The sequence below is a fragment of the Alteromonas sp. B31-7 genome, assembly GCF_015767655.1.
GTDB classification, from domain to species: domain Bacteria; phylum Pseudomonadota; class Gammaproteobacteria; order Enterobacterales; family Alteromonadaceae; genus Alteromonas; species Alteromonas australica.
In genome coordinates, this window is the sequence record NZ_CP065233.1 from 1498907 (window position 1) to 1523776 (window position 24870).

Here is a 24870-nt window from a genome sequence, read left to right on the forward strand (position 1 = left end):
AAGTACGCCTTTTTTCGTCAGTGTTAGACAGTTTTATTAGGCGCCCTGCATGATCCCATTGGTGTTTCACCCCATTTATAGTCAACTCGAATTACCTCATAGACACAGATTCCCAATAGAAAAATACGTGGGGATAAGAGATGAACTGGTGAATCGAGGGGTGAGTGAATCGGGCTTTACGCAGCCACTCCCCCTATCAGAACGTGACTTGTATCAGTATTATTCTCACGATTACGTGAAGGCGCTATCTAGCGGTACATTAGATGTAAAAGCTATGCGTCGAATTGGCTTTCCATGGTCTGAGCAATTGATTAAACGTACCTACACCGCTGTGGCAGGTACCTGTTTAACGGCACAACTTGCCATTGAACAAGGCAAAGCCCTCAACCTGACGGGAGGCTATCATCATGCATTTGCAGATTATGGCTCGGGTTTTTGCCTGTTTAACGACTTGTACCTTGCGGCGAAGACAATGCAAAAGGCGTCACATATTGATAATGTACTTATTCTTGATTTAGATGTACATCAAGGGGACGGTACGGCTAAGTTGGCAGAGAATGATAACGATATCTTTACTTTGTCTATCCACGGTGAAAAAAACTTCCCTCACCGAAAACAGCAATCAAATATCGATATTGGTTTGCTCAAAGGGGCAGGTGACGATGAATATTTAACGACCCTTGATGAGGCGCTCACTTTAGTTCTGCGTCAATTTCACCCTGATGCAATCATTTACGACGCTGGCGTGGACATTCATGTAAATGACGATTTAGGCTTGTTGAATGTCACGACAGGAGGTGTTCTCACCCGTGATAAGCGGGTATTTGATTTTGCCGATGGCTGTGGTGTGCCCATAGCCGCCGTTATTGGTGGCGGCTATCAGCGAGATATCGCAGCGCTGGTGGATGTACACCTGCAGCTTTACAAAGCGGCGGGTGTCATTGCTCGCTAAGGTTGCGCGCCACTATTTATAAGGCGCGTGTTATAAGAACAGTAGTTGGAATCCAACACCAATACGCTCTTGAGAGCGATTATAGTCAATTAACGAGTCGCCGTAGCCGTTAAAGTATTGCAGTAGCAGCTCGTATCTATCAGAGATAGGATAGGTAAAGTCGAGTTGAATGCTGCCTCGATTTTCGTCAAAGTCTAAGTTATTTCTTAGCAATGCCATCATTTTAAATGCGCCAATTTTACGGCCATACCCAAGCTCTATTCTGCCGTAGTAGTCTTGAATATCTGGGTTGTCATCTCCGGTAGGATCATTAATGTCGTCTTTTTCGTCTTCCGGAATACGGTACCACGTCTTGAGGTAATAGATATCATCGTTATCACTAAACACGATTGAGGCAAACAGGCGGTTCCAGCTGCGTGATTGCAAGCCACTTTGTCCGTTTGACATATGATTAAAACCTACTTGGAAGGTATTAAACTTGTAGCCGAAAACAGAGTAATCAGCGGTTTCTTGCCAAAACACTTCTGGTTCGTAGTTGGTTTCGCGAAACGGCTTTGATACTTCACTGTTGTACAATTGCCAAAATGATGTGAGGGTAAAACCAAAGTAAACTCCGTCGAAACCGGCTTCTTCTAGATACAACGGGAACTTAGTGCTGACCTGGAATTTAGCTTCTTTTTTATCAATATTTTCTTCCGTTAATTCACTATTGCCGGCCGAATTGGGGTTAGTGATGTAAGTCATGGGAAGAATATAATTTTGTCTGTGTTGGGTCATGGCGAAGGAGTTATCCAGCGCTTCTTTATCGCCTTCCATGCGATTGTCTAAAGCGCTTTCCGTAGTCACATCGCGCTTAATAATATCGATAACTTCAATATCATTTTCGTCGCTATCTTCACTCTGCTGTTTTTCTTGAGCATGTACGTGCTGACTGCATAAAGTAAACACAGCCATATATAGTAAGGACTTTAAAACTGACACCTTATTTCTCCGTGGTGGTGGACGTAATTTTATCGTTAAAAAATGAGGGTTTGCCCTTCCGCAGAAGCAAAAACAGCTAATGCAGATTCTGTGACGGTAATGTACTGCTCACAGTGTTCGACAATCATATCTATATCTTTATCGGTGCGATCTGGATCATGACTATATAAAGCGAGATGCTTCGCTTGGCATGCAAGCGCCAGTTTTACCGCTTCTTCAGCCACTGAATGCCCCCAACCTGATTTATCTGGCATGTCAGAGGCTAAGTATTGTGCATCATGAATTATCATATCTGCATCTTTCGCAAAATCCACAAAGCCTAAAAAGTTTGTTTCTTTTTGATAGGGAGGGTAGAGCTCATTGTCGGTAATATACGCCAGTTTCACGCCGTCTTCTTCAAGACAATAGGCACTGCCTTTTCCGGGGTGGTTCATCCTTAACCGCTTTATTTTCGCATTGCCAATTTGCCATGACATTTGATTTTCAGGAAATGTTTTAAATTGGATATTCGCGTGTAAATCACAAGGAGACACGGGAAAGAATGAGCCTTCCATTTGCTGCAAAATATGATCATGCTGTGCAAGTGATGTTTGGCCAGGGTAAATAAAGATATCGCGGTTAGCCTGATATATCGGAGAGAAAAATGGAAAACCTTGTATATGGTCCCAATGATTATGACTTAATAATAAGTGAATAGGGGAGGTTTTGTTTTTTAACTTATTGCCTAACAGACGAATGCCCGTGCCTGAGTCTAATATGATATCGGTGCCGTCGTTAAGCTCAACGTGAACGCATGCGGTATTTCCACCGTACTTGATGTACGCCGCGCCAGGGGTCGGAATAGACCCTCTAACGCCGTAAAAAGTGACTCGCATGCATCCTCCTTCTGCCGAGTTTATTGTCGCTTACAAGGTGGCGACAAAGTCTCTCGCAGCCGACAAATCAATCAGTTGTTTTTCACCTGTATGGCGATTTTTATATTCCACCTGTTGATTGTCTAAGTTTCTTTCACCAATCACAATTGTGTGAGGAATACCGATAAGTTCCATGTCGTTGAACATGACGCCTGGGCGCTCTTTTCTATCGTCGAATAGCACTTCTATGCCCATGTCTAACAAGGTTTTATATAAGCCTTCAGCCGCTTCCTTGATGCGATGAGATTTGTGCATATTCATTGGAATAAGCGCCAGCTTAAAGGGAGCGATAGGATCGGGCCACTTAATACCAAACTTATCATGATTTTGCTCGATTGCCGCAGCCACAATACGTGAAACGCCAATACCATAGCAACCCATGGTTAGGGTTTGGTGTTTGCCTGTTTCGCTTAACACACCGCAATTCATGGCTTCTGAGTATTTGCTGCCTAACTGGAAAATATGACCGACTTCGATACCACGTTTAATTTCCAGTGTACCATTTCCGTCAGGTGAGGCGTCGCCGGAAACTACATTTCTCAAATCTGCTGTTTCAAGCTCACCCACCCAGTTCGCGTTTTTACGCATGGTGTTCTCGCTGTTACCACCACACACGAAATCTGCAAGGGCAGCTGCACTCAAATCTACCACAGTAGGAAGCGTCAGTGCGCTCGGGTCGGCAAACGTAGGGTGTACACCAAGTACAGCGGTTGCTTTTTCTTCACTAGCAACCACCAAAGGTACCTGTATACCGGCAACTTTTTCCGCTTTAATGTCGTTCAGCGTATGCTGCGCTGACAGCACTAACGCTACCCAGCGTTCTGCCTCGCCCTCTTCTGATTCGCCTTTGACCACAATCACTTTTACGGCTTGTGCTGCGTCAACATTGAGTGACGCTAATGCGGTTTCTAGGTCTGCGGAGTCTACGCTGACGACTTCTTCAGCTAAACCGGAGGCGTGTTGCTTCTCAGGTGCTATGGCTTCTGCCATTTCCACATTGGCGGCATAGTTACTGTCACTGGCAAAGGCAATGGCATCTTCACCTGAGTCAGCTAAAACATGAAATTCGTGAGAGTGGTTGCCGCCAATAGAGCCTGAATCTGCAATGACCGCTCTAAAATCTAGGCCTAAACGGGTGAAAATATTGCAGTACGCCTCAAACATGATTTGATACGTTTTTTCTAAACAGCTGTCTTCTAAGTGGAAGCTGTACGCATCTTTCATGGTGAACTCACGACCACGCATGATGCCAAAACGAGGGCGAACTTCGTCACGAAATTTCGTTTGAATTTGATATAGGTTTAACGGCAGTTGCTTGTAGCTGCTAATTTCATTGCGCACCAAAGAAGTAATGACTTCTTCATGAGTGGGGCCTAATACAAAGTCTCGCTGATGGCGGTCTTTGACACGTAAAAGTTCAGGGCCATATTCGTCCCAACGTCCAGATTCTTGCCAAAGGTCAGCGGGCTGAACCACGGGCATCAACACTTCAATCGCGCCGGCTTTATTCATTTCTTCACGCACGATATTTGAAATTTTGTTTAATACGCGAAGGCCACTGGGTAACCAAGTATATAGACCAGAGGCTAGCTTTCTTATCATGCCCGCACGCAACATTAGCTGGTGGCTGATAACCTCAGCATCGGCGGGGGTTTCTTTCTGCGTGGCAAGCAAATATTGACTAGTGCGCATTCGGTGCAGTTTTCCTATAAAAAATAATAAATGGGTAAATCTGGCGTATTCTAATTAACAAATAGCAATTGTGCTACAACCGTGTTGATTTAAACCGCTTTCAATTGTGTGACAACCAGTGTTCCCTGCTGAACATAAAAGTAAATATCGTACGCATACAGCATGACACGGTATTCCTTCGGATCGTCATCGAGTTTGTGTTTGTACGCTGGTCGCGGATCTTGCTGTAGCACAGAAACAATCAGTGTCTCTAAATCGCTGTGGGTCATGCTCGCTTGAGTTAGGCTTGCCCTTGCTGGCTCGCTAATCACAACTTGGCGATTGGGAATAGGGGCATAATCATCTAGCTTGTCTGTGGCGCTTTCACATATGTCCGCATAGGGAAGGTAAGGCTTGATATCTAAGATAGGGGTGCCATCCAGTAAGTCTAGCCCTTCTACCTCTAACTGCACGAGGCCGTTGTGTTTGTAGTAGCCTCCGCGTTTTAAAACAGACATCCCAATCCCATTAGGTCTATGTGTACTGCGGCTAGCAAATACCCCTAATGTCTCATTGCCACCTAATCGTGGTGCTTTTACCGTGGGCTTCCAACCTTTATCACTATTCTTGTGAAACTGAAACAGTACCCACACATGGCTAAAGCCTTCTAATCCTTTAAATACACGTATGTCGTTAAATTGTTCAGTGAGGGTGATATGCCCCTTTGCCTTCGCTAAATTAGGTTGTCGTGGGATCGCAAACTTCTGCTTAAAAGGGCTGGTGATAAAACCTACGGGAGTGATAGGTATATTGTTGTTATTCATGGGTAATAAAGTGTTTTCACTGAAACATTTTGTTAATCATTTATTGGCTCAACCCCACATTATGTAATATTTTAATCACATAGTTCAGGTATGATAAAACTTCAAGTTTGCAGTGAAATTTAAACTTGAGCCAAATACGGATGTTTGGGTCGCTGTATTTGGTTTCCCTGGACCCATCTTTTGGCCTGTCTATTTGGACAGGCTTTTTTAATTCGTTTTGAGCGCTTTCAACTTATCTCTGAAATAAGGGCAACCCAGCGTCTGCGCCTTTTCCATATTATGAGTGTAAATCTTTTCCGCATCCTCTTCATTTTGCATATATTTCGAAATGTCTGATTCGCGGATTAAATGAAGCAGCGGATACGGAGAACGGTTGGTAAAGTGAGAGGGTGACGCACTGTCTTCACCTTCAAATTGGTAGTCTGGATGAAAGCTGGCGAGTTGATAAATGCCTGCATATCCCCAATCACTCAACATTTTTTCTGCTATCGCAAGAATATCAAGGTAACGATTAAAGTCTTTTGCATCTTCGTTTGTCAGTATTAGGAGCGTCGTCGCAATATTGGCGTCATTGTCGAGGCGTCTACATTCATCAAACAATGTCGCAAGGACACTCCCTGCATCGGCTGTGGCGTCTGTCACTTCACAATGTATTCCGCCAGGATAGCGGGCATAGCGAGCAAAGGGACAAAAGTTGTGGTGGATGACGATATCATCCACCCATTGCAATGTCGCCGAGATGTAATGTTGATTTTCCATGAAATATTAAGAATGGAACTTTACGTACGCTTCTAGCGTGTTTTCAATGAGACTTGCCACTGTCATTGGGCCTACGCCCCCAGGCACTGGTGTAATCCATCCCGCTCGTTCCTTGGCTTTCTCAAACTCAACGTCACCCACTAACGAGCCATCGCCCATACGGTTGATACCTACATCAATAACAATTGCGCCAGGCTTAATCCACTCTCCAGGAATGAAGTTAGGCTTTCCTACCGCCACCACAAGAAGGTCGGCACGATTGACATGCGCTTTTAAGTCTTGCGTGAATTTATGGCAGGTAGTCACGGTGCAACCCGCCAGTAGTAGCTCTAAACTCATAGGACGGCCCACAATATTTGAGGCACCTATGATAACGGCGTCTAAACCTTTTACCGGTCTCTTCGTCGCCTCTATCATTGTCATGATCCCCTTTGGGGTACAGGGGCGTAGTGCGGGAATTCTTTGCGCGAGTCGGCCAATATTGTAAGGGTGGAATCCGTCTACATCTTTATGCGGGTGAATGCGCTCTAAGACTTTTTCAGCGTTTAAACCCGCTGGTAAGGGCAGTTGTACCAATATACCGTCTATTTCATTGTCAGCATTTAAATCATCAACGATAGAAAGTAACTTTTCTTCTGACGTGTCTGCAGGCAAATCAAAAGAGCGAGAAACAAACCCCACTTCTTCACACGCTTTTCGTTTGTTAGACACATAAACTTGAGAAGCTGCATCACTTCCTACTAAAACAACGGCAAGGCCAGGTTGTCTTTTTTTAGCCTCAATTAAAGAGTCTACATATGAAGAAACATGTTGGCGAACTTGTTTGGCAATTAGCTTGCCATCAATTAGGTGAGCGGTCATAAAAGGGATATACTTTCTATAGTGATCAACAAGTGGTCATTATTGTTTCACATATAGGCTTATTTAGACCAGTAGCAAGCATAAAATAGTTACCTTCCTTCAAAGACTTTTTCGCTTTTTCTTTTTATTTTTCGTTTTGCGCAAATAAACATGCAACAGCGTTCTACCCATACAAGGGCAGGGTAAAGGCCTTAATTCACCTTATAATGTATAAATAGCCATCAAATTGATTAAAAAAACACGATAATGCCTGCTTTGTGAGCGGTTGGGATTTTTATTTAAAAAAGTGTTTGACGAGGTGGGGGCAAGTCAGTAATATTCGCACCCCGTAACGGCACAGAGGCAAAACGCTTCAAACGCCGCTACAATAGTCGGTGAGTGGCGCAGCTTGGTAGCGCACTTGTTTTGGGTACAAGGGGTCGCAGGTTCAAATCCTGTCTCACCGACCACTTTTGCAAGCGAAGATTCGCCGAGCGCCCGTAGCTCAGCTGGATAGAGCAACGGCCTTCTAAGCCGTGGGTCGCAGGTTCGAATCCTGCCGGGCGCGCCATGCGGGTCAGGTAGGTCCTGACAGCGTGGTAGAATTTTCAAAATAGTATGTCTACAATTCACATACTGTTTATTGCAAGCACCTCTATGGTGGGCGTAGCTCAGTTGGTAGAGCCCCGGATTGTGATTCCGGTTGTCGTGGGTTCAAGTCCCATCGTCCACCCCACTTTTTTGCGGAAGTGGTGGAATTGGTAGACACGCTGGATTTAGGTTCCAGTGCTTCACGGCGTGAGAGTTCAAGTCTCTCCTTCCGCACCATATTTTATGCTTTAATTTAAAAGCAGTTCTTTTTAAAAGATCCTCGTCGGTGAGTGGCGCAGCTTGGTAGCGCACTTGTTTTGGGTACAAGGGGTCGCAGGTTCAAATCCTGTCTCACCGACCATTCTTCTTTCGTCAATTTCCTTTTTTTCTCCTTGTTTTCAACGAATTTTGCACCGATCGTCTGTTATTCGGTCAATTGGGTGTTACAAACTTGTGTTTCCCTCTCGACTCTTGTTTAGTGCGGCTGTATACTACCGCGTCTTTTTTTAACCGGTGCGTTTGTCTCAGGTTAGTGAAGTGCAGTGATATACTGCGCTGAATTTTGGGAATACAAACGCCAAAAACGACCTCTACCCCGATGTGATCCGCCACAAAATTGATGGCATAGCGGGAGAGGGGATTGTGAACCAAGCGCCTATAGAGGCGTATAGTTGAGGTAACATAATGCAAGTTTCTGTCGAGACGACCCAGGGTTTAGAACGCCGTCTTACTATCAGCGTTCCAGCTGACGCTGTTGATTCAGCGGTTAAGTCACGCCTACAACAGTTGGCGAAAACACAACGCATCAATGGCTTCCGTCCAGGAAAAGTTCCAGTAAGCGTAATTAAAAAACGTTTCGGCCAAGCGGTTCGCCAAGAAGTTGCTGGCGACGTAATGCAGCAAAACTTCTACCAAGCTATCGTTCAGGAAAAAATTCAACCTGCTGGCATGCCAAAGTTTGAATTAACGAAAGATGAAGACGGACAAGATCTTGAATTTGTCGCCTCATTTGAAGTTTACCCTGAAGTAGAAGTGAAAGGTGTAAGCGATATCGAGATTGAAAAGCCAGTAGTAGACATTACTGACGAAGATCTAGATAACATGATGGAAACCCTGCAAAAGCAGCACGCTAGCTGGAAAGAAGTTAAGCGTAAAGCGAAAAAAGATGACAAAGTTATCATCGATTTCGTAGGCACGGTTGACGGTGAAGAATTCGAAGGTGGTAAAGCTGAAGATTTCGCACTAGAACTGGGTCAAGGCCGCATGATTCCTGGTTTCGAAAAGCCGTTGGTTGGCGCGAAAGCGGGTGAAGAAGTGACTATCGAAGTGACTTTCCCTGAAGATTATCACGCTGAAAACCTAAAAGGTAAAGAAGCGGTATTCCAAGCAACCGTGAAAAAAGTGGAAGGCCAATCTCTACCTAAAGTAGACGAAGAATTTGCCAAGCTTTTCGGTGTTGAAGAAGGCGGTGTTGACGCGCTTAAAGCTGAAGTTCGTAAGAACATGGAACGTGAACTTAACCAAACGCTAAAAGCGCAGGTTAAAGAAGACGTTATCGCTAAACTTGTTGAAGCAAACGAATTTGATATTCCTCAAGCGCTTATCGACCAAGAAGTTAACGCTCTGCGTGAACAAGCGAAGCAGCGTTTCAGCCAACAAGGCGGTGGTCAAAACCTTCCTGAGCTTCCAGCTGAACTATTCACTGACAATGCTAAGCGTCGTGTTTCAATCGGCCTTATCCTTGGTGAAGTGATCAAGCAAAACGAGCTTAAAGCTGATGAAGCGAAAGTTAACGAGATGATCGAAACTGCTGCTTCAGCGTACGAAGACCCACAAGAAGTGGTAGAATACTACAACAACAACCAAGAGCTTATGCAGCAAATGCAAAACGTTGCACTTGAAGAGCAAGCTATTGAGTGGGTTCTTGAGCAAGCAAATGTTACCGAAGTAACAAAAGCTTTTGACGAGGTTATGAACAAACAGGCGTAATTTTTTACTGTCTGATTGACTTAACCCATCAGCAACTGCTTAAATGCTCGGAGCCTTCCGAGCATTTTTGTTTTTAACGCTAGATAATCAAGGTAGCTATGACTAATACCCCGTTCGATCCAATGAATGCACTTGTCCCTATGGTAGTAGAGCAAACTTCCAAAGGGGAACGTTCTTACGATATTTATTCTCGCCTGCTAAAAGAAAACGTTATTTTCTTAGTAGGGCAAGTTGAAGACCACATGGCAAACCTGATTGTGGCTCAAATGTTATTCCTAGAAGCGGAAAATCCAGAGAAAGATATTTTCCTTTATATTAACTCTCCTGGTGGTTCAGTCACCGCGGGAATGGCCATTTATGACACCATGAACTTCATCAAGCCTGATGTGAGTACCGTGTGTATGGGGCAAGCTGCAAGCATGGGAGCATTCCTCCTTTCAGCAGGCGCGAAGGGCAAGCGTTTCTGTCTGCCTAATTCTCGCGTAATGATTCACCAGCCATTAGGTGGGTTCCAAGGCCAGGCATCAGATTTTGAAATTCATGCGAAAGAAATCTTGTCTATTAAAGAGAAGTTAAATCGCTTGATGGCTCAGCATACAGGGCAAGACTACGACACAGTAGCACGTGATACTGATAGGGATAACTTCCTAAGTGCGACCGAGGCTAAAGAGTATGGCCTTATCGATCAGGTTTTAACAAATCGATCTGACGCAGCCGCAACTAAGTAGTATAGTTATAGTAGTCCTGAACACGTGCAAAGCACACTTTGGTTTTAGGTTCAGGCAAGGCAGAGGCAAAAGTAATGAGTGATAAACAAAGCGGTGATGGTGACAACAAGTTACTGTACTGCTCGTTTTGTGGCAAAAGCCAACACGAAGTAAGAAAATTAATTGCAGGCCCGTCGGTATTTATATGCGACGAGTGTGTAGAGTTATGTAACGATATCATTCGCGAAGAAATCAAGGAAATCGCGCCAAAGCAAAAGCAGGATGCTTTACCGAAACCAAGTGAAATTCATTCACACCTTGATGATTACGTTATTGGCCAAGAACATGCCAAAAAGGTATTGTCGGTAGCAGTGTATAACCACTATAAGCGTTTACGTAACGGTGACGTGCACGATGGGGTTGAATTAGGCAAAAGTAATATCTTGCTTATTGGCCCTACAGGCAGTGGTAAAACATTACTGGCAGAAACCCTAGCACGGCTATTAGACGTTCCTTTCACTATGGCAGACGCCACCACGCTAACTGAAGCCGGTTACGTGGGTGAAGACGTAGAAAACATTATCCAAAAGTTACTGCAAAAATGTGACTATGAAGTGGAAAAAGCGCAACGCGGTATTGTATACATTGATGAAATTGACAAAATTTCTCGTAAGTCAGACAACCCATCTATTACCCGTGATGTGTCTGGTGAAGGTGTACAGCAAGCATTGCTTAAGCTTATTGAAGGAACGGTTGCCTCTGTGCCTCCACAAGGTGGACGCAAGCATCCTCAACAGGAATTCCTTCAGGTAGATACCTCTAAAATCTTATTTATTTGCGGTGGTGCATTTGCAGGGCTTGATAAAGTTATCGAGCAACGAGCACAAACTGGCGCAGGCATTGGCTTTGGCGCATCAGTGAAGTCTACAGACAATAAGCAAGAAATTAGTCAGTTGTTTAAACAGGTTGAACCTGAAGACTTGGTTAAATACGGCTTGATTCCCGAGTTTATTGGGCGTTTACCGGTAGTAACCAGTCTTGAAGAGCTGAACGAAGATGCGTTAATTCAGATTCTTCGTGAACCTAAAAATGCGATTACAAAGCAATACGCAGCCCTTTTCGATATGGAAGAGGTAGAGCTAGAGTTTCGCGACGACGCACTACATGCTATTGCGAAAAAAGCCATGCAGCGTAAAACCGGTGCACGAGGCCTTCGCTCTATTGTTGAAGCCGTTCTACTCGACACTATGTACGAGCTGCCTTCAATGGACGATGTCAGTAAGGTGGTTATTGATGAAACCGTAATACGCGGCGAGTCTAAGCCCATTCTTATTTATGACAGTAACGAAAAGAAAGCGGCTTCTGAGTAAGCCATTTTAGAAAAGGCCCGTTAAGGGCCTTTTTGTTGTTAGCCCCTCTTATCTTTCTTTTCCTCACACCCATTCAACATTCAAAAAATATCGAATCTTGGCGAAAGCCAAGGCCACTCATGCTTCCCTTTTCGTCTTTTAAAAAAGTAAGAGGTGGCAAAATTAAATTAACCCTAGCAACCTCATTTGGTGGATATTTAAGCTATCAGTCTTAATTTAGCTATCCTTTCTGCCAGATTTACTAACTAAGTGTTGCCATGCGGTCTAAAATCGATAATGGTTAAGTAAAAGGGTGGGATTACATGCACTTTAATAAGTTTTAATTGAACTTTGACTTTGCATCCCCATATAAATCGACATTGCAAACTAATAGAGAACACGTATGACAGTTGAGCGTGAGAATCGCATTGAAATTCCTGTACTTGCCTTGCGGGACGTGGTCGTTTATCCACATATGGTCATACCCTTATTTGTTGGGCGTGAGAAATCAATCCGCTGTTTAGAAGCGGCAATGGACAATGACAAGCAAATCTTTCTTGCTGCGCAAAAAGACGCGAGTGTAGATGAACCTGAATCAGAAGATATTTACAACGTAGGTACCATAGCGACCATTCTTCAGTTGCTAAAACTACCTGACGGCACGGTAAAGGTACTTGTAGAAGGCAGTGTTCGTGGTCAGGTAGAAAGTTATGAACAGTCCGAACCTTATTTCGTGGCCACCGTGTCTAAAATTGAAGACGAAGCCATCGATGAAAGCGAACAGGAAGTCCTCATTCGCTCAGCCGTATCTCAATTCGAAGGCTATGTGAAACTTAATAAAAAGATACCACCAGAGGTACTTACCTCGCTAAACGGTATCGATGATGCTGCACGCCTTGCCGATACAATGGCGGCCCATATGCCTCTAAAACTGACTGAAAAACAGAAAGTACTAGAGATGAAAGGGGTGAATGAGCGCCTAGAATATCTTATGGCCTTGATGGAAGGCGAGATAGATTTATTGCAAGTCGAGAAGAAAATTCGTACTCGCGTTAAAAAGCAGATGGAAAAAAGTCAGCGCGAATACTATTTGAATGAGCAAATGAAAGCCATTCAAAAAGAATTAGGCGAACTGGATGACGCGCCTGACGAATTTGAAGCCCTCTCGAAGAAAATTGCTGACGCTAAAATGCCGAAAGAGGCCGAAGATAAAGCGAAATCTGAACTGCAAAAGCTTAAAATGATGTCGCCTATGTCGGCGGAAGCCACGGTGCTTCGTAGCTACATAGAGTGGCTTACCAATGTGCCGTGGAATAAGCGTTCGCCAGTGAAGAAAGATTTGTCACGGGCGGAAGTCGTGCTTAATGAAGACCACTACGGACTCGAAAAAGTTAAAGAGCGCATACTTGAATACCTTGCCGTCCAGCAGCGTGTCAAAAAATTAAAGGGTCCTATCCTTTGTTTAGTGGGGCCGCCAGGGGTGGGTAAGACGTCTCTTGGCCAGTCAGTGGCTAAAGCGACCGGGCGTAAATACGTTCGTATGGCGTTAGGTGGCGTACGTGATGAAGCGGAAATCCGTGGACACAGAAGAACATATATTGGTTCTTTGCCTGGCAAGCTCATTCAGAAAATGGCAAAAGTGGGCGTAAAAAATCCACTGTTTTTGTTAGATGAAATCGACAAAATGTCTTCAGATATGCGTGGTGATCCTGCGTCAGCGCTATTGGAAGTCCTTGACCCTGAGCAAAACAACAGCTTCAGCGATCATTATCTTGAAGTTGACTATGACTTGTCTGATGTCATGTTTGTTGCCACGTCTAACAGCATGAATATCCCTGGGCCATTGCTAGATAGAATGGAAGTGATTCGTTTGTCGGGTTACACAGAGGACGAAAAACTCAATATTGCCAAGAATCATTTAATTGGTAAGCAAATGGAGCGTAATGGCTTAAAAGCAAAAGAGTTGGAAATCACCGATTCTGCTGTAATTGGCATGATACGCTACTACACCCGTGAAGCGGGCGTACGAAGCTTAGAACGTGAAGTGTCTAAGGTTTGTCGTAAAGCAGTGAAGGATATCCTGCTAACGAAAAGTAAAGACAAAGTGGTGGTTAACCAAGACAACTTAAAAGATTACTTAGGCGTACAACGTTTTGATTATGGTAAGGCTGACAAAGATAACCAAATTGGACAAGTTACTGGCCTAGCTTGGACTCAGGTAGGTGGTGACTTACTAACAATAGAAACCACCGCGGTACCCGGTAAAGGCAAGATGACTTCTACGGGGTCACTGGGGGATGTCATGCAAGAGTCTATTCAGGCGGCCATGACAGTCGTGCGAAGCCGTGCTGAAAAACTTCGCATTAACGACGATTTTTACGAGAAACGTGATATTCATGTGCATGTACCAGAAGGGGCAACACCGAAAGATGGCCCTAGTGCAGGTATTGCTATGTGTACCGCCCTCGTTTCAACATTGACCGGTAACCCGGTGAAATGCGAAGTGGCCATGACAGGTGAAATAACGCTGCGTGGAGAGGTTTTAGCCATTGGTGGGTTGAAAGAAAAACTGCTGGCAGCACATCGTGGTGGCATCAAAACGGTGGTGATACCGAAAGACAATGAACGTGATTTGGAAGAAATTCCAGAAAATGTGAAAAAAGACTTAAGTATTCATCCTGTTAAGTGGATAGATGAAGTGTTAGATATCGCACTTCAAGAACCAGTAGACAAATTTAAAGTTGTCACTAAGTCATAAAAAAAACCGGCTGCAACGCTTTATTTTAAAGGGGTGCAGCCATTTTTCTTTAATATTTGTTTAAAAAATGTGCATAACCTTTGTAAATCGCCATTTTTTTTCAAATTAGGGCTTTCAAGTCGCAGAAGTTGTGTTACCTTTAGTTTGTATTCGCTTGAAGCCTTGCCACAAAAGGGATTGCAGCGATTCAACAAAAGTTAACTATTTGTGACAGATTGCTTGAACTTAAAGATCAAGCTTGCTATAACGTTCAATCAAATCGTTTTGGACAAACAGTATAATAACAATCGAAGGGGATCATAATTGTGAACAAGTCTCAACTAATCGACCAAATCGCTGCTGGTGCAGACATTTCTAAAGCAGCCGCTGGCCGCGCTCTTGATGCATTCACTGACTCAGTTACTGCAGCGCTAAAAGAAGGCGATCAGGTAGCACTAGTAGGTTTTGGTACTTTCTCAGTTCGCGAACGTTCAGCTCGCAGTGGCCGTAACCCACAAACTGGTGAGACTATTCAGATTTCAGCAGCGAAAGTTCCTTCTTTCAAAGCTGGTAAAGCACTGAAAGACGCTTGTAACTAAGCAATAATATTATTGAAAAGGCGATGGCTAGTCCATCGCCTTTTTTATTTGTAGTGTCATATCACTGCCTACTACATAGGCAAGCTAAGTGTCCTTTCAACAAGCATGCGTCTTGTTCCCATCTAATTGTTATTAGTTCATGTTAGGCCATTTATCTTCCCACGTATTAGGTTATAATCAGCGCTTATTTTGCCAAGGTAATTGCGTAATTCGTTTAGGGTTGTGTACTTGGTAAGTGTAGTAAGCAACGGAGTTGAAGAACAATCATGCTAGAAAGAATCAGAGAAGGTTCTCAAGGCCCTTGGGCGATGGCCATTATTGCGCTCATCGTATTAAGTTTCGTCTTTGCTGGCGTAGGCAGCTACCTGACTTCATCAGGTTCTACCGCAGTCGCAACGGTGAATGGCGAAGAGATTTCCGCACAAGAATTAGAGCGAGCGTACCAAAATCAACGTGCGCAAATGGAGTCTCAATTTGGTGAAAGTATTGCCCAGTTATTTTCAAGTGAGCAGTACCTAAGTGACTTTAAGCGCAATGTTCTTGACCGTTTAATTGCCGAAAAGCTTATTCAGCAAGAAGCGGTAGCATTAGGGCTTAGAGTCAGTGATGAGCAAATTAAAGAAACCATCACACAAATGCCGGAATTCCAATTTGGTGGTCAATTCGACAATCAACGATTCCAAACCATTTTGCGTCAAAATGGCTTTCAAGTAGCGGATTTCCGTGATTACTTGCGTACGCAAATGACACAAAATCAATTGGCTGCTGCTTTGACTAACTCTGCATTTGCGTTGGAAGGTGAAGTTGAGTTAGCCAATACGCTGCAAGGCCAAACTCGTGACGCTAACTATCTTGTTATTGATTCAGCCTCATTCTCTGAGGGTGTTGAGGTTACCGAAGATGATATTAATGCGTACTACAACGCAAATATTGCCGCTTTCGATACTGAAGAGCAGGTTAAATTAGCGTATGTGATGTTATCTATTGACGATCTGAAATCTCGCGTATCTGTAGATGATGATGAAGTTCGCAGCTATTACGAGAATAATTTAGCGGGTTACCAAACGGAAGAAGAGCGTCGTGTTTCGCACATTCTTATTGAATTTGGCGACGACACTGAAGCGGCCCGGGCAAAAGCTGAAGCATTACTTGCTGAGATTAAAGCGGGGGCTGATTTTGCTACCTTAGCTGAAACCTCTTCTGAGGACAGCTTTTCGGCAGAAGCTGGTGGTGACTTAGACTATATCACGCAAGATGCTATGGATCCGGCGTTTGATGAAGCTGCGTTTGCTATTGAGAACGTCGGTGAGGTATCAGACGTGGTAGAAAGCGAATTTGGTTTTCATATTATAAAGCTAACCGACATAAAGCCTTCAACCACCACAGCATTTGAAGATGTAAAAAGCGATATTCGCGAGTCGTTATTACTTGATAAAGCAACGGAAGCCTATTTTGAAGATCAAAATCTAATGGCTGAAATTGCATTTGAAGTACCAGATACGCTTGAAGATGTGGCCAATGCCGTTGATGCAACAGTGCAAGAAACGGCGCTGTTTAGCCGCAATATGGCGCCTACAGCGTTAGACTATCCAGCAGTACTGGAAGCGGCGTTTTCTTCAGAGCTTATTGAAGAGGGTGTAAATAGTGACATCATCGAAATTGACGATGAAACTGTGGTAGTGGTTAGAGTGGTTGAACATGAACCTCAACGTACTCAATCGCTTGAGGAAGTACGTGAAGGCATCGTGGCTTCTCTTCAAGACCAAAAAGCACAAGAAGCTGCTCAAGCGTGGGCGAGAGAGCGAGTTAATCAGCTACAAAAAGGCGAGTCTATTGATGACGCGTTAGCTGAAAAATCACTGAACTGGGAAGCGGCAGAAGGTATTGCTCGTTCCGGCAGCACAGTAAATCGCGCTATTGTGGATAAAATGTTCACATTGGCATTGGGTGAAGGTAGTCAATACGATTATGTGTCACTGGTAAGTGGCGACGTAGCCATTGTGGAACTTACTCATGTTAATCCTGCACCTGCGTTAGAAGAGAGTGTGGCGAGTACATTGAAGCAACGCCTCTCTGCTATGCATGGTCAGCGTGTTTACCAGCAATTTGTAGAAGGGCTTCGTGCCGACGCGGATGTCACCATCTCCCCGTCGCTATAACAGGCCGTATTAACTGCGTGACGTGCGCATATATTTAAAGTCAGCCTAAATAAAAAGCCCTCAATAGTTGGACTATCCAATAAATTGAGGGCTTTTTATTTAGGCTGGCTTTTTAGTGTGTAAGAAACAACATAAGGGTATAAAACAATGCAATGACCGCAGATAAAACCAAAATATACATAAAGCCCTGTTTACCCTGTGACACAGAATAATGGTTAGCTTTAAGGTAACCCAACCAGAGTAACGAAAGTAAAATGGGTATAAGGACAAATATTTTTAACACAGATTAGCTCCATCATTGCGAGTACGTCTTATAGTACTACGCTTCTTAAAGATAAAAAGGACTTCCTTGATGACACAAAGCTTGTCATTGGCTTGTCTCATTTCTGTTATGTCGCTGTCATCTTCCCTTTGTCTAATATAGCAAAGTCATCTGAATACTGAATGTTATTATGAATCAAGCCGCACCGCATCATGCTAAAGAGGCCAGAAGTATACATTTTGCAGAAGTTCTTATGGCGCGCGAGTCGATAACACCCAAAGACGCGGGTTGCCAAAGTTACCTCATTTATCGCCTTCAAAAGCTTGGTTTTTCATGCACTAAGCATAAGGTTAACGGCGTCACAAACCTTATTGCCCGTTGGGGACACGGCCCTTTGCATTTTGCTTTCTCAGGGCATACTGATGTTGTGCCACCCGGTCCTTTAGCAAAATGGCAGTCACCACCTTTTTCTCCCGTTATCAGTGAGAATAAGCTGTACGGTCGAGGAGCAGCGGATATGAAGACGGGGCTTTCTGCTATGTTGGCGGCCACCGAAAGAGCAATAGCTTATCTCAACCAAGGTGAAATTAGCTATTGGTGGCTTATTACTAGCGACGAAGAAGGCGAGGCTGAGTACGGCTCTAAGTGGATAGCATCCTATCTCAAAGAGCAGCAGGTTACCCTGGATATGTGTTTAGTTGGCGAACCAACGGCCACCCAGCATACGGGTGATACCATTAAAGTAGGACGCAGAGGCTCGTTGTCTGGGGCGATTACCATTCATGGCAAACAAGGCCACGTGGCTTATCCGAAAAGCTGCGTTAACGCTCTTCACATCGCCGCGTCAGTGGTAAATAGCTTAACCCGTTACGCCTTTGATGAAGGCAGTGCGGACTTTCCGGGAACCAGCCTACAAGTGACGCATATCGACAGCGGTAAATTTACTGATAATTTAGTTCCTGGTGTAGCGCGCATTGAGTTTAATGTTCGCTACTCGTGGCAATATAACGAACAAACCTTAAGCGATTTATTAACACAATTGGTAAAAAGTGTAGACGCTAATGCCACGTTAACCTGGTCTCGCCCTTGTGAACCTTATATCACGACGCAGAGCAAAGACGGCGCTTGTTTAATTAACCTCGTTGAGCGAGCGGTTCGTAACGCCACCGGGCGTTACCCTGTGGTAAGCACCTCTGGTGGCACGTCCGACGGGCGCTTCTTTGCCAGCGAGCAAACACAAGTGGTAGAAGTGGGCGTGCCTAATGACACTATTCACCAAATTAATGAACATATTCACTTATCGGACTTAGTCACCTTAGAAGACATCTACACTGATGTGCTATTGAGTTTAACGGGATAAATTCGCCGCCTGCGCTAATTTTCCGAGGCCGCTTGAGGGTAGGCCGGCACCATTAGATAGAATATTGACCTATAAAAAACGCCTATCACATAGATAGGCGCTCTTTTGATGAACAAGCATTACCGTCTCCGTGGTTAGGCCGATTGTTTTAAGTTTACGTCGCCTAAATAGCGTTTACGCTTTTTGGTGGTTAAGGTCTCTAAATCTACCACCACTAAACCATCAATACAGTCATTGAAATCTGGGTCAACGTTAAAGCCTAAGAAAGCCACGCCTCCTTCTTTGCATACTTCACTGTATTGTTTGTATAAGGTAGGAACATTAACCCCCATATTAGCGAGCAAGTGCTTAAGTTGCGTAAACTCAGCTTTGTAGTCATTGCCAGTAAAAGTATGGATGATTTCCTGAGACATTTGGTAAGGGCGTTTGCATTCTGCATGACCGAACTTGGCTGGAAAGTAAGTGGAGTAAAACTGAACAATAAGATCCTTCGCCGGTTGCGGGTAGGCATTACTGAGTGACACTGCTCCGAATAGGTAGCGATATTTAGGGTATTGATTGAGAAATGCGCCAATACCAAACCACAGATAGTCTAAACTGCGTTTACCCCAATAGCGAGGTTGCACAAAGCTTCGTCCTAGCTCTAGCCCTTGCTCAAACAGAGCGTCGTTACCCTCTTTGTAGTCAAAGAGGGTGGCAGAGTATAAGCCTGTTGGGTGATCTTCTTGGGTAAGCAATTGAGCATCGCCAAATCGATAAGCGCCAACAATTTCTAAGTCTACTTCATCCCACAAAACCAAATGATAATAGTGGCTATCGTAGGTGTCGATGTCGCGACGTTTATTGGTACCTTCGCCCACGGCGCGAAAGGCAATTTCACGCAGGCGACCAATCTCTCGCATGATGGGAGAACAATTTTTGTGTTGGTACAAGTAGATAGACTTACCATCGGTTGTTTGACCAAGGTGCTCACACTGTTTTATCGCCCGTGAAAGTTCCTTTCTGTCTTCTGGCGTGGCGACGGGGGCCTGGGTGTCAAATATGCCCTTTTTATTGCTGCCTATACGATACAAGTGGCGTTTAAATAGTTTTACCTGATCTTTAAGCGAAATAGTGGTTTGCTGATATGACTCAAACGGGATGAGTTCACCAATACGCATAGGAAGGTGTTTTTTGCGCTGTTTAAACATTTCTTTTACTAGCAATGCGGTGGCCAGCGGTTTGTACACCATAGATACACCATAAAATAGCGGACTATTTTTGGCATCAATATACACGGGAAGGATAGGGGACTTCGCTTGTCGTGCCATGCGCAGAAAACCAGAGTGCCAGCGTGTATCTCTTACGCCTTGCGGGCGTAAGCGGGAAACTTCCCCAGCAGGGAAAATCAGTACAGCACCTTCTGATTTTAGGTGAGATTGAATGGCAGATAAGTGTTGTTTTGGCGTGCCGCCTTGCATGTTATTAACGGGAAGCAACATATCGTGCAGGGGCTCGATGGCCATAAGCATTTGGTTAGCCACCACTTTTAAATCGTGCCTAACTTCGCTAACCAGTTTAATCAGCGCCAATGCATCCAGCGAGCCTATGGGATGGTTCGCGATAATGACAACCCGTCCTTCGGTAGGAATACGCTCTTTTTCAACGTCGCGGGTAGAATAACTGATATTGAAGTATTCAAGCACTTGCTCTACAAAATCAATATCTTCATAGTGCGGGTAGGTTTCACCAAACTCCGTAATTTCTCGCTCATGGAGTAAATGTCGCAATACAAAAGACAGCGACTTGAATAATAACGGATTATTTGCCACCTGAGGGTAGTGTTTATTTAGTACTTCATCAACAGTAAACATAGTCATTCTCGGTTTTTGGCGAACTTTAACAGGGCAATGTGACGTTTTTCACACAGTTTGATGTCACTTATTTGACATTGGTTTTTCGGCATTGCTTTTTCGCATTGAAGGGAAGGCACACTACATTCGGTGTGCCTCTATTCAGATGAGTTATGCTGCTTTCGAGGTAGAGGCTTTTGCCTTGATAGGGGTGACGTTATTTGTGCTTTCCATTTCTTCTAAATAATAAATAAGTGATAAGTTCCCCTCCATGTCTTCGCCAAGGGCACTACAATTTTCAACCCAGTCACCATCGTTAATATAGTGAATTCCCTTTTCCATACTGCTTTCTGGGTGGTGGATGTGGCCACAAATAACACCATCAAGCTGCATTTCAGCTGCCCGTTGGCAGCAGGCTTCTCGATAGCGAGCAATCGCCTCGTTGGCGCCTTTAATGTGCTTTTTGATGTAGCCTGCTAAAGACCAATACTCTCGCTTTCTCCAGCTTCTGAAACGGTTGTATTCACGGTTGAGAAACAAGAGTAAATCGTAGCCTTTGTCGCCAATCCATGCGTGGAATTTACCCATGGTAACTTCGCCATCAAACTGGTCGCCGTGCAGCACCAGGTAACGTTTGCCCTGTGCGGTAGTGTGTACCAGTTGACGCTCAATTTCGATGTCACCAAATGCCATGCCGGAATATGACTGAATAGGTTCATCGTGATTGCCAGGAAGATACACAACACGAGTGCCTTCTTGACCCATTTGCATAAGTCTGTGCATCACTTGATTGTGTGTTTTCGGCCAGCGAAATTGTTTTGTCATTTGCCACATATCCACAATGTCACCCACCAAATAAAGGGTATCCACGGTAATATTGTTCAAAAATGACAAGAGGTACTCAGCCTTACAGTCACGGTTACCCAAGTGAATGTCTGAAAGCCAAAGTGTGCGATAGTGTGTTTTCTTCATAGCAAGGTCCCAAAGCGATTGCCTTGGAACGCCACTATATGGCCACTAATTGACAGAACCGTGACGCTTGCTTGACCATTGTGTTACAAACCCGGTCTTTACATTTAAAGGCACCCACTATGAATTGGATTTATAGCTTCTTATCATCAGGCATCATTTTTATTTGAGTATAAAGGCAGTAGACTGATTCAATGGTAAATAAAACCTAGATGCAGTGCTTGGTTTACTGCAACAGCCAACTCACGCAAGTTACCGACGTTTGCGTGGTGAAAAACAAGATGACATCAGGAAAAGATAATGACAATAAGACGAAATATTCTGATAACAGGCGCCAGTTCTGGCTTAGGTAAAGGTATGGCGATTGAGTTCGCTAAACAAGGGTGCAATCTTGCGCTTTGTGCCCGCCGTTTTGAGAACTTAGAAAGCTTAAGGAATGAGTTGCTTGAGATAAATGCCAATATTCAGGTTTTTATTCGCTCGCTCGATGTAAACGATCATGATGCTGTGTTTGACGTGTTCAACGATTTTAAGGAAGACATGGGGCAGGTGGACAGAGTTATTGTGAATGCGGGAATGGGAAAAGGCGCTTCCATTGGCACAGGGTATTTTCATGCCAATAAACAAACCGCGATTACAAATTTTGTCTCTGCGCTTGCTCAGTGTGAAGCTGCCATGGCTATTTTTAGAGCACAAAATTCTGGCCATCTTGTGACTATTTCATCTATTAGCGCAGTGCGAGGTTTTCGACGGGCTATGACGGTATATGCGGCAACAAAAGCAGGCTTAACCTCAATGACAGAGGGCATAAGAATGGATGTGATGCATACACCCATCAACGTAAGCTGCATTCATCCGGGCTTTATCCGCAGTGAAATTAACGAAAAAGTGGAAAAAGTGCCTTTTATTGTGGATACCGATGTGGGGTGTCGTGCGTTAGTCAAAGCCATCAATAAAGAAAAAGCGAATGCTTATGTACCTAGCTGGCCTTGGGCTTTGCTTCATTGGGTAATGCGGATTGCACCGGCAAGCAGTATAAGAAAAATGAGTTAGTATGTGACGAGTGTGTACGTAGCAAACGTAAAAGATACAAAAAAAGCGCCAATAGGCGCTTTTTTAACTACTAATCTTTAAGATTAGCCTAGTGCTTTAATTTGTGCAGCTAGACGGCTCTTATGACGAGCAGCTTTGTTCTTGTGAATCAAGCCTTTAGTAGCCATTCTGTCAAGTACAGGAGCAGCAGCAGCGAGTGCAGCTTGTGCACCTTCTTTATCGCCACTAGCGATAGCAGCAACTACTTTTTTGATGCTTGTACGAGTCATTGAACGACGGCTAGCGTTGTGCTGGCGACGCTTTTCGGCTTGGATTGCACGCTTCTTAGCAGACTTAATGTTAGCCAAGGTGTAACTCCCAAAATAAATTCATGTCAAAAACGAGGGTGCGGATTGTGCCTAGCAAACAGGTAAATGTCAAACGATTTTATCCCTACGTGATGAAAACCTTTCACTTACCTTATATATAAGGTGCATTTACGGGTTTTTATCAATCGAACTTAAAGAATATATCGTTTGCGACTTACAGGTTCGTAATGGCTAAGCCTTCACTGCTACCCACAACGGGCGCGGATTATAGCAAATTATCCGCACAAGATGCACCTTATTTTTAATAAGGCATTTCGCCGCACACTGCCTTTCGCTATTATGTCACGCTTCGTACTGAAATGATTTATCAAAAAAAGGCGACATGGGTGTCTCGAAAGTTAATTAAATCAGGGCTTGTTGTTAGCGTGATGACGTTGTTATCGCGTATTCTTGGATTGGCAAGAGATGTTGTGGTTGCCCGTCTAATGGGAGACGGAGCGGCGGCAGATGTATTTTTCTTCGCCAATAAAATTCCCAATTTCCTACGTCGTCTTTTTTCCGAAGGGGCGTTTGCGCAAGCCTTTATTCCGGTATTAACAGAAGTTCACCAACAAGATGATAAAGCCGAACTTCGTGCTTTTGTTGCTAAAATCTCAGGTACTTTAGGTGCTATTGTTTTTGTAGTGTCACTCATAGGCATAGTGGCGTCCCCTCTATTGGCTGCGCTATTCGGTACCGGGTGGTTTTTATCTTGGCTAAACGGCGAACCAGCGGGAGATAAATATTTACTTGCCTCCACGATGCTAAAAATAACCTTCCCCTACCTGGCTTTTATTTCTCTTACTGGGTTAGCTGGGGCAATTTTAAATACCTTAAATAAATTTGCCGTGGCAGCCTTTACCCCAGTACTGCTCAATGTTTGTATTATCTTGTGCGCTATTTATTTGGCGCCTGAATTAGAGCAGCCGGCCTTTGCACTAGCCTGGGGGGTATTTCTAGGCGGAATTGTGCAATTTAGTTTTCAGTTGCCGTTTCTTTTTCGTGCAGGTTTGCTGGTTAAGCCAAAATGGGGCTGGCACGATAAAAATGTAGTGAAAGTAAGAACATTAATGATCCCCGCATTATTCGGCGTGTCTGTGGGGCAAATCAATTTATTGTTCGACACCTTTATTGCGAGTTTTCTCGTTACGGGCTCCATTAGTTGGCTGTATTATTCTGACCGCTTATTAGAATTTCCGCTGGGCTTGTTTGGTATTGCTATTGCCACTGTGATTTTGCCCGCATTATCACGAAATCATGTTAGTAAAGATCCCAAGGCATTTGCAGCCAATATTGACTGGGCATTTAGAATGGTATGCCTATTAGGTATACCCGCGGCGGTGGGGCTGGCTACCATGGCGCGGCCCATATTAACGGTAATATTTCAGCGTGGCGCGTTTACTGCCCACACCGCTACCATGGCCTCTTATTCACTTACTGCCTACGCGTTTGGGCTGCTTAGTTTTATGCTGGTTAAAGTTCTCGCGCCTGGTTTTTACTCCCGTCAGGATACAAAAACCCCGGTTAAATTTGGTATTTGGTGCATGATAGCGAATATGGTGTTCAATTTAATTTTTGCCCTTCCTTTTGGTTATATTGGTTTAGCCATTGCTACCAGCTTATCGGCCACGTTAAATGCCTTTTTGCTTTATTTGACGTTGCATAAACAGGGTGTGTTTGTATTAAGCAGAACATCCGTAGGGTTTATCGCCCGAGTATTATTGGCAAGCGTTGCCATGGGGTTAGTCATATTTTATCGTGATGAAGGCGTGGCGTTTTTTAATCTCGACTTCGTTGCACAAGTGAGTCATGTGGCGTTAACCATTGGGGTATCTGTGGTGACATTTGGGCTTTGTATGCTTGTTTTAGGCGCAAGACCACGACATTTTAGAAGTGGAGGCGGCTGATTATTGGTAATCCTAGCTGGGTCGTTTATAATCGCGAGCTTTCATTATTCAAGCAGTAAACAAAGGCA

The 24870-nt window shown here is 44.2% G+C and carries 19 protein-coding genes and 5 tRNA genes; 15 read left to right on the plus strand and 9 right to left on the minus strand.

The genetic code is table 11. The features are described from left to right. The first annotated feature begins 49 nt into the window (after positions 1–49). Positions 50–952, plus strand: coding sequence for a histone deacetylase family protein (locus IUA53_RS06295; RefSeq protein WP_196898799.1), 903 nt, complete (start codon positions 50–52; stop codon positions 950–952). 30 nt (positions 953–982) lie between these two features. On the opposite strand, the gene IUA53_RS06300 is transcribed toward IUA53_RS06295, so the two are convergent. The 6 genes from IUA53_RS06300 to folD all read right to left on the minus strand — a co-directional run bounded on the left by IUA53_RS06300 (position 983) and on the right by folD (position 6962). After that, on the minus strand, positions 983–1933 hold the full coding sequence (locus tag IUA53_RS06300; RefSeq protein WP_044448025.1) for a phospholipase A: 951 nt from the start codon (positions 1931–1933) through the stop codon (positions 983–985). 35 nt (positions 1934–1968) lie between these two features. Beyond that, complete coding sequence (locus tag IUA53_RS06305; RefSeq protein WP_044057595.1) at positions 1969–2808, minus strand: MBL fold metallo-hydrolase; 840 nt, start codon at positions 2806–2808, stop codon at positions 1969–1971. A 30-nt stretch (positions 2809–2838) separates the two neighbouring features. After that, positions 2839–4539: a proline--tRNA ligase gene (locus IUA53_RS06310; RefSeq protein ID WP_196898801.1), complete on the minus strand. Its 1701-nt coding sequence runs from the start codon at positions 4537–4539 to the stop codon at positions 2839–2841. Between the two features lie 89 nt (positions 4540–4628). Next, a complete protein-coding gene (tsaA, locus tag IUA53_RS06315) occupies positions 4629–5342 on the minus strand; it encodes a tRNA (N6-threonylcarbamoyladenosine(37)-N6)-methyltransferase TrmO (protein ID WP_196898803.1) in 714 nt (237 codons plus the stop codon). A gap of 207 nt (positions 5343–5549) precedes the next feature. Further along, positions 5550–6101 (minus strand): DUF1415 domain-containing protein, encoded by a 552-nt coding sequence (locus IUA53_RS06320; RefSeq protein ID WP_196898805.1) that lies wholly within the window; start codon positions 6099–6101, stop codon positions 5550–5552. A 6-nt stretch (positions 6102–6107) separates the two neighbouring features. Further along, on the minus strand, positions 6108–6962 hold the full coding sequence (gene folD, locus IUA53_RS06325) for a bifunctional methylenetetrahydrofolate dehydrogenase/methenyltetrahydrofolate cyclohydrolase FolD (protein ID WP_044057592.1): 855 nt from the start codon (positions 6960–6962) through the stop codon (positions 6108–6110). A gap of 372 nt (positions 6963–7334) precedes the next feature. Here folD and IUA53_RS06330 point away from each other — a divergent pair. The 12 genes from IUA53_RS06330 to dapE all read left to right on the plus strand — a co-directional run bounded on the left by IUA53_RS06330 (position 7335) and on the right by dapE (position 18694). Beyond that, positions 7335–7411: transfer RNA gene (locus tag IUA53_RS06330), tRNA-Pro, on the plus strand. Between the two features lie 24 nt (positions 7412–7435). Further along, positions 7436–7512: transfer RNA gene (locus IUA53_RS06335), tRNA-Arg, on the plus strand. A gap of 89 nt (positions 7513–7601) precedes the next feature. Further along, positions 7602–7677 (plus strand) — tRNA-His (locus IUA53_RS06340). 7 nt (positions 7678–7684) lie between these two features. Continuing rightward, positions 7685–7769 (plus strand) — tRNA-Leu (locus IUA53_RS06345). A gap of 47 nt (positions 7770–7816) precedes the next feature. Next, positions 7817–7893, plus strand: a tRNA-Pro gene (locus IUA53_RS06350). A gap of 323 nt (positions 7894–8216) precedes the next feature. Continuing rightward, on the plus strand, positions 8217–9521 hold the full coding sequence (gene tig, locus IUA53_RS06355) for a trigger factor (protein ID WP_044057591.1): 1305 nt from the start codon (positions 8217–8219) through the stop codon (positions 9519–9521). Between the two features lie 98 nt (positions 9522–9619). Beyond that, entirely contained in the window at positions 9620–10249 is a 630-nt protein-coding gene (gene clpP / locus IUA53_RS06360; protein WP_044057590.1) for an ATP-dependent Clp endopeptidase proteolytic subunit ClpP, read from the plus strand. Positions 10250–10323: 74 nt separating this feature from the next. Beyond that, complete coding sequence (gene clpX, locus IUA53_RS06365) at positions 10324–11598, plus strand: ATP-dependent protease ATP-binding subunit ClpX (protein ID WP_044057589.1); 1275 nt, start codon at positions 10324–10326, stop codon at positions 11596–11598. A 382-nt stretch (positions 11599–11980) separates the two neighbouring features. Next, positions 11981–14335, plus strand: a complete 2355-nt coding sequence (lon, locus tag IUA53_RS06370; RefSeq protein ID WP_044448021.1) for an endopeptidase La — start codon at positions 11981–11983, stop codon at positions 14333–14335. 305 nt (positions 14336–14640) lie between these two features. Beyond that, positions 14641–14913, plus strand: a complete 273-nt coding sequence (gene hupB, locus IUA53_RS06375; RefSeq protein ID WP_044057587.1) for a nucleoid-associated protein HU-beta — start codon at positions 14641–14643, stop codon at positions 14911–14913. Between the two features lie 266 nt (positions 14914–15179). Further along, entirely contained in the window at positions 15180–17072 is a 1893-nt protein-coding gene (locus IUA53_RS06380; RefSeq protein ID WP_196898807.1) for a SurA N-terminal domain-containing protein, read from the plus strand. 452 nt (positions 17073–17524) lie between these two features. Continuing rightward, positions 17525–18694, plus strand: a complete 1170-nt coding sequence (gene dapE, locus IUA53_RS06385; protein ID WP_196898809.1) for a succinyl-diaminopimelate desuccinylase — start codon at positions 17525–17527, stop codon at positions 18692–18694. Between the two features lie 134 nt (positions 18695–18828). On the opposite strand, the gene IUA53_RS06390 is transcribed toward dapE, so the two are convergent. Both IUA53_RS06390 and IUA53_RS06395 read right to left on the minus strand, forming a co-directional pair. Continuing rightward, positions 18829–20547, minus strand: coding sequence for a GNAT family N-acyltransferase (locus tag IUA53_RS06390; RefSeq protein WP_196898811.1), 1719 nt, complete (start codon positions 20545–20547; stop codon positions 18829–18831). A gap of 150 nt (positions 20548–20697) precedes the next feature. Next, positions 20698–21498 carry a UDP-2,3-diacylglucosamine diphosphatase gene (locus tag IUA53_RS06395; protein ID WP_044057582.1) on the minus strand — a complete coding sequence of 267 codons (801 nt, stop codon included), beginning with the start codon at positions 21496–21498 and terminating at the stop codon, positions 20698–20700. 297 nt (positions 21499–21795) lie between these two features. Here IUA53_RS06395 and IUA53_RS06400 point away from each other — a divergent pair, with 297 nt between their 5' ends. Continuing rightward, entirely contained in the window at positions 21796–22548 is a 753-nt protein-coding gene (locus IUA53_RS06400; RefSeq protein WP_044057581.1) for an SDR family oxidoreductase, read from the plus strand. Positions 22549–22631: 83 nt separating this feature from the next. On the opposite strand, the gene rpsT is transcribed toward IUA53_RS06400, so the two are convergent. Then, a complete protein-coding gene (gene rpsT / locus IUA53_RS06405) occupies positions 22632–22895 on the minus strand; it encodes a 30S ribosomal protein S20 (protein WP_044057580.1) in 264 nt (87 codons plus the stop codon). Positions 22896–23242: 347 nt separating this feature from the next. Here rpsT and murJ point away from each other — a divergent pair, with 347 nt between their 5' ends. Beyond that, the gene (murJ, locus tag IUA53_RS06410) at positions 23243–24802 is read left to right on the plus strand and encodes a murein biosynthesis integral membrane protein MurJ (protein ID WP_196898813.1); all 1560 of its coding nucleotides are present in this window, start codon (positions 23243–23245) and stop codon (positions 24800–24802) included. Positions 24803–24870 lie beyond the last annotated feature (68 nt).

What these genes read in the sequence shown, in the direction of transcription:
- IUA53_RS06295 (WP_196898799.1), top strand. Translation starts at nt 50, where the DNA reads ATGATCCCATTGGTGTTTCACCCCATTTATAGTCAACTCGAATTACCT.
- IUA53_RS06305 (WP_044057595.1), bottom strand. Translation starts at nt 2,808, where the DNA reads ATGCGAGTCACTTTTTACGGCGTTAGAGGGTCTATTCCGACCCCTGGC.
- IUA53_RS06310 (WP_196898801.1), bottom strand. Translation starts at nt 4,539, where the DNA reads ATGCGCACTAGTCAATATTTGCTTGCCACGCAGAAAGAAACCCCCGCC.
- tsaA (WP_196898803.1), bottom strand. Translation starts at nt 5,342, where the DNA reads ATGAATAACAACAATATACCTATCACTCCCGTAGGTTTTATCACCAGC.
- IUA53_RS06320 (WP_196898805.1), bottom strand. Translation starts at nt 6,101, where the DNA reads ATGGAAAATCAACATTACATCTCGGCGACATTGCAATGGGTGGATGAT.
- folD (WP_044057592.1), bottom strand. Translation starts at nt 6,962, where the DNA reads ATGACCGCTCACCTAATTGATGGCAAGCTAATTGCCAAACAAGTTCGC.
- tig (WP_044057591.1), top strand. Translation starts at nt 8,217, where the DNA reads ATGCAAGTTTCTGTCGAGACGACCCAGGGTTTAGAACGCCGTCTTACT.
- clpP (WP_044057590.1), top strand. Translation starts at nt 9,620, where the DNA reads ATGACTAATACCCCGTTCGATCCAATGAATGCACTTGTCCCTATGGTA.
- clpX (WP_044057589.1), top strand. Translation starts at nt 10,324, where the DNA reads ATGAGTGATAAACAAAGCGGTGATGGTGACAACAAGTTACTGTACTGC.
- lon (WP_044448021.1), top strand. Translation starts at nt 11,981, where the DNA reads ATGACAGTTGAGCGTGAGAATCGCATTGAAATTCCTGTACTTGCCTTG.
- IUA53_RS06380 (WP_196898807.1), top strand. Translation starts at nt 15,180, where the DNA reads ATGCTAGAAAGAATCAGAGAAGGTTCTCAAGGCCCTTGGGCGATGGCC.
- dapE (WP_196898809.1), top strand. Translation starts at nt 17,525, where the DNA reads ATGAATCAAGCCGCACCGCATCATGCTAAAGAGGCCAGAAGTATACAT.
- IUA53_RS06390 (WP_196898811.1), bottom strand. Translation starts at nt 20,547, where the DNA reads ATGTTTACTGTTGATGAAGTACTAAATAAACACTACCCTCAGGTGGCA.
- IUA53_RS06395 (WP_044057582.1), bottom strand. Translation starts at nt 21,498, where the DNA reads ATGAAGAAAACACACTATCGCACACTTTGGCTTTCAGACATTCACTTG.
- IUA53_RS06400 (WP_044057581.1), top strand. Translation starts at nt 21,796, where the DNA reads ATGACAATAAGACGAAATATTCTGATAACAGGCGCCAGTTCTGGCTTA.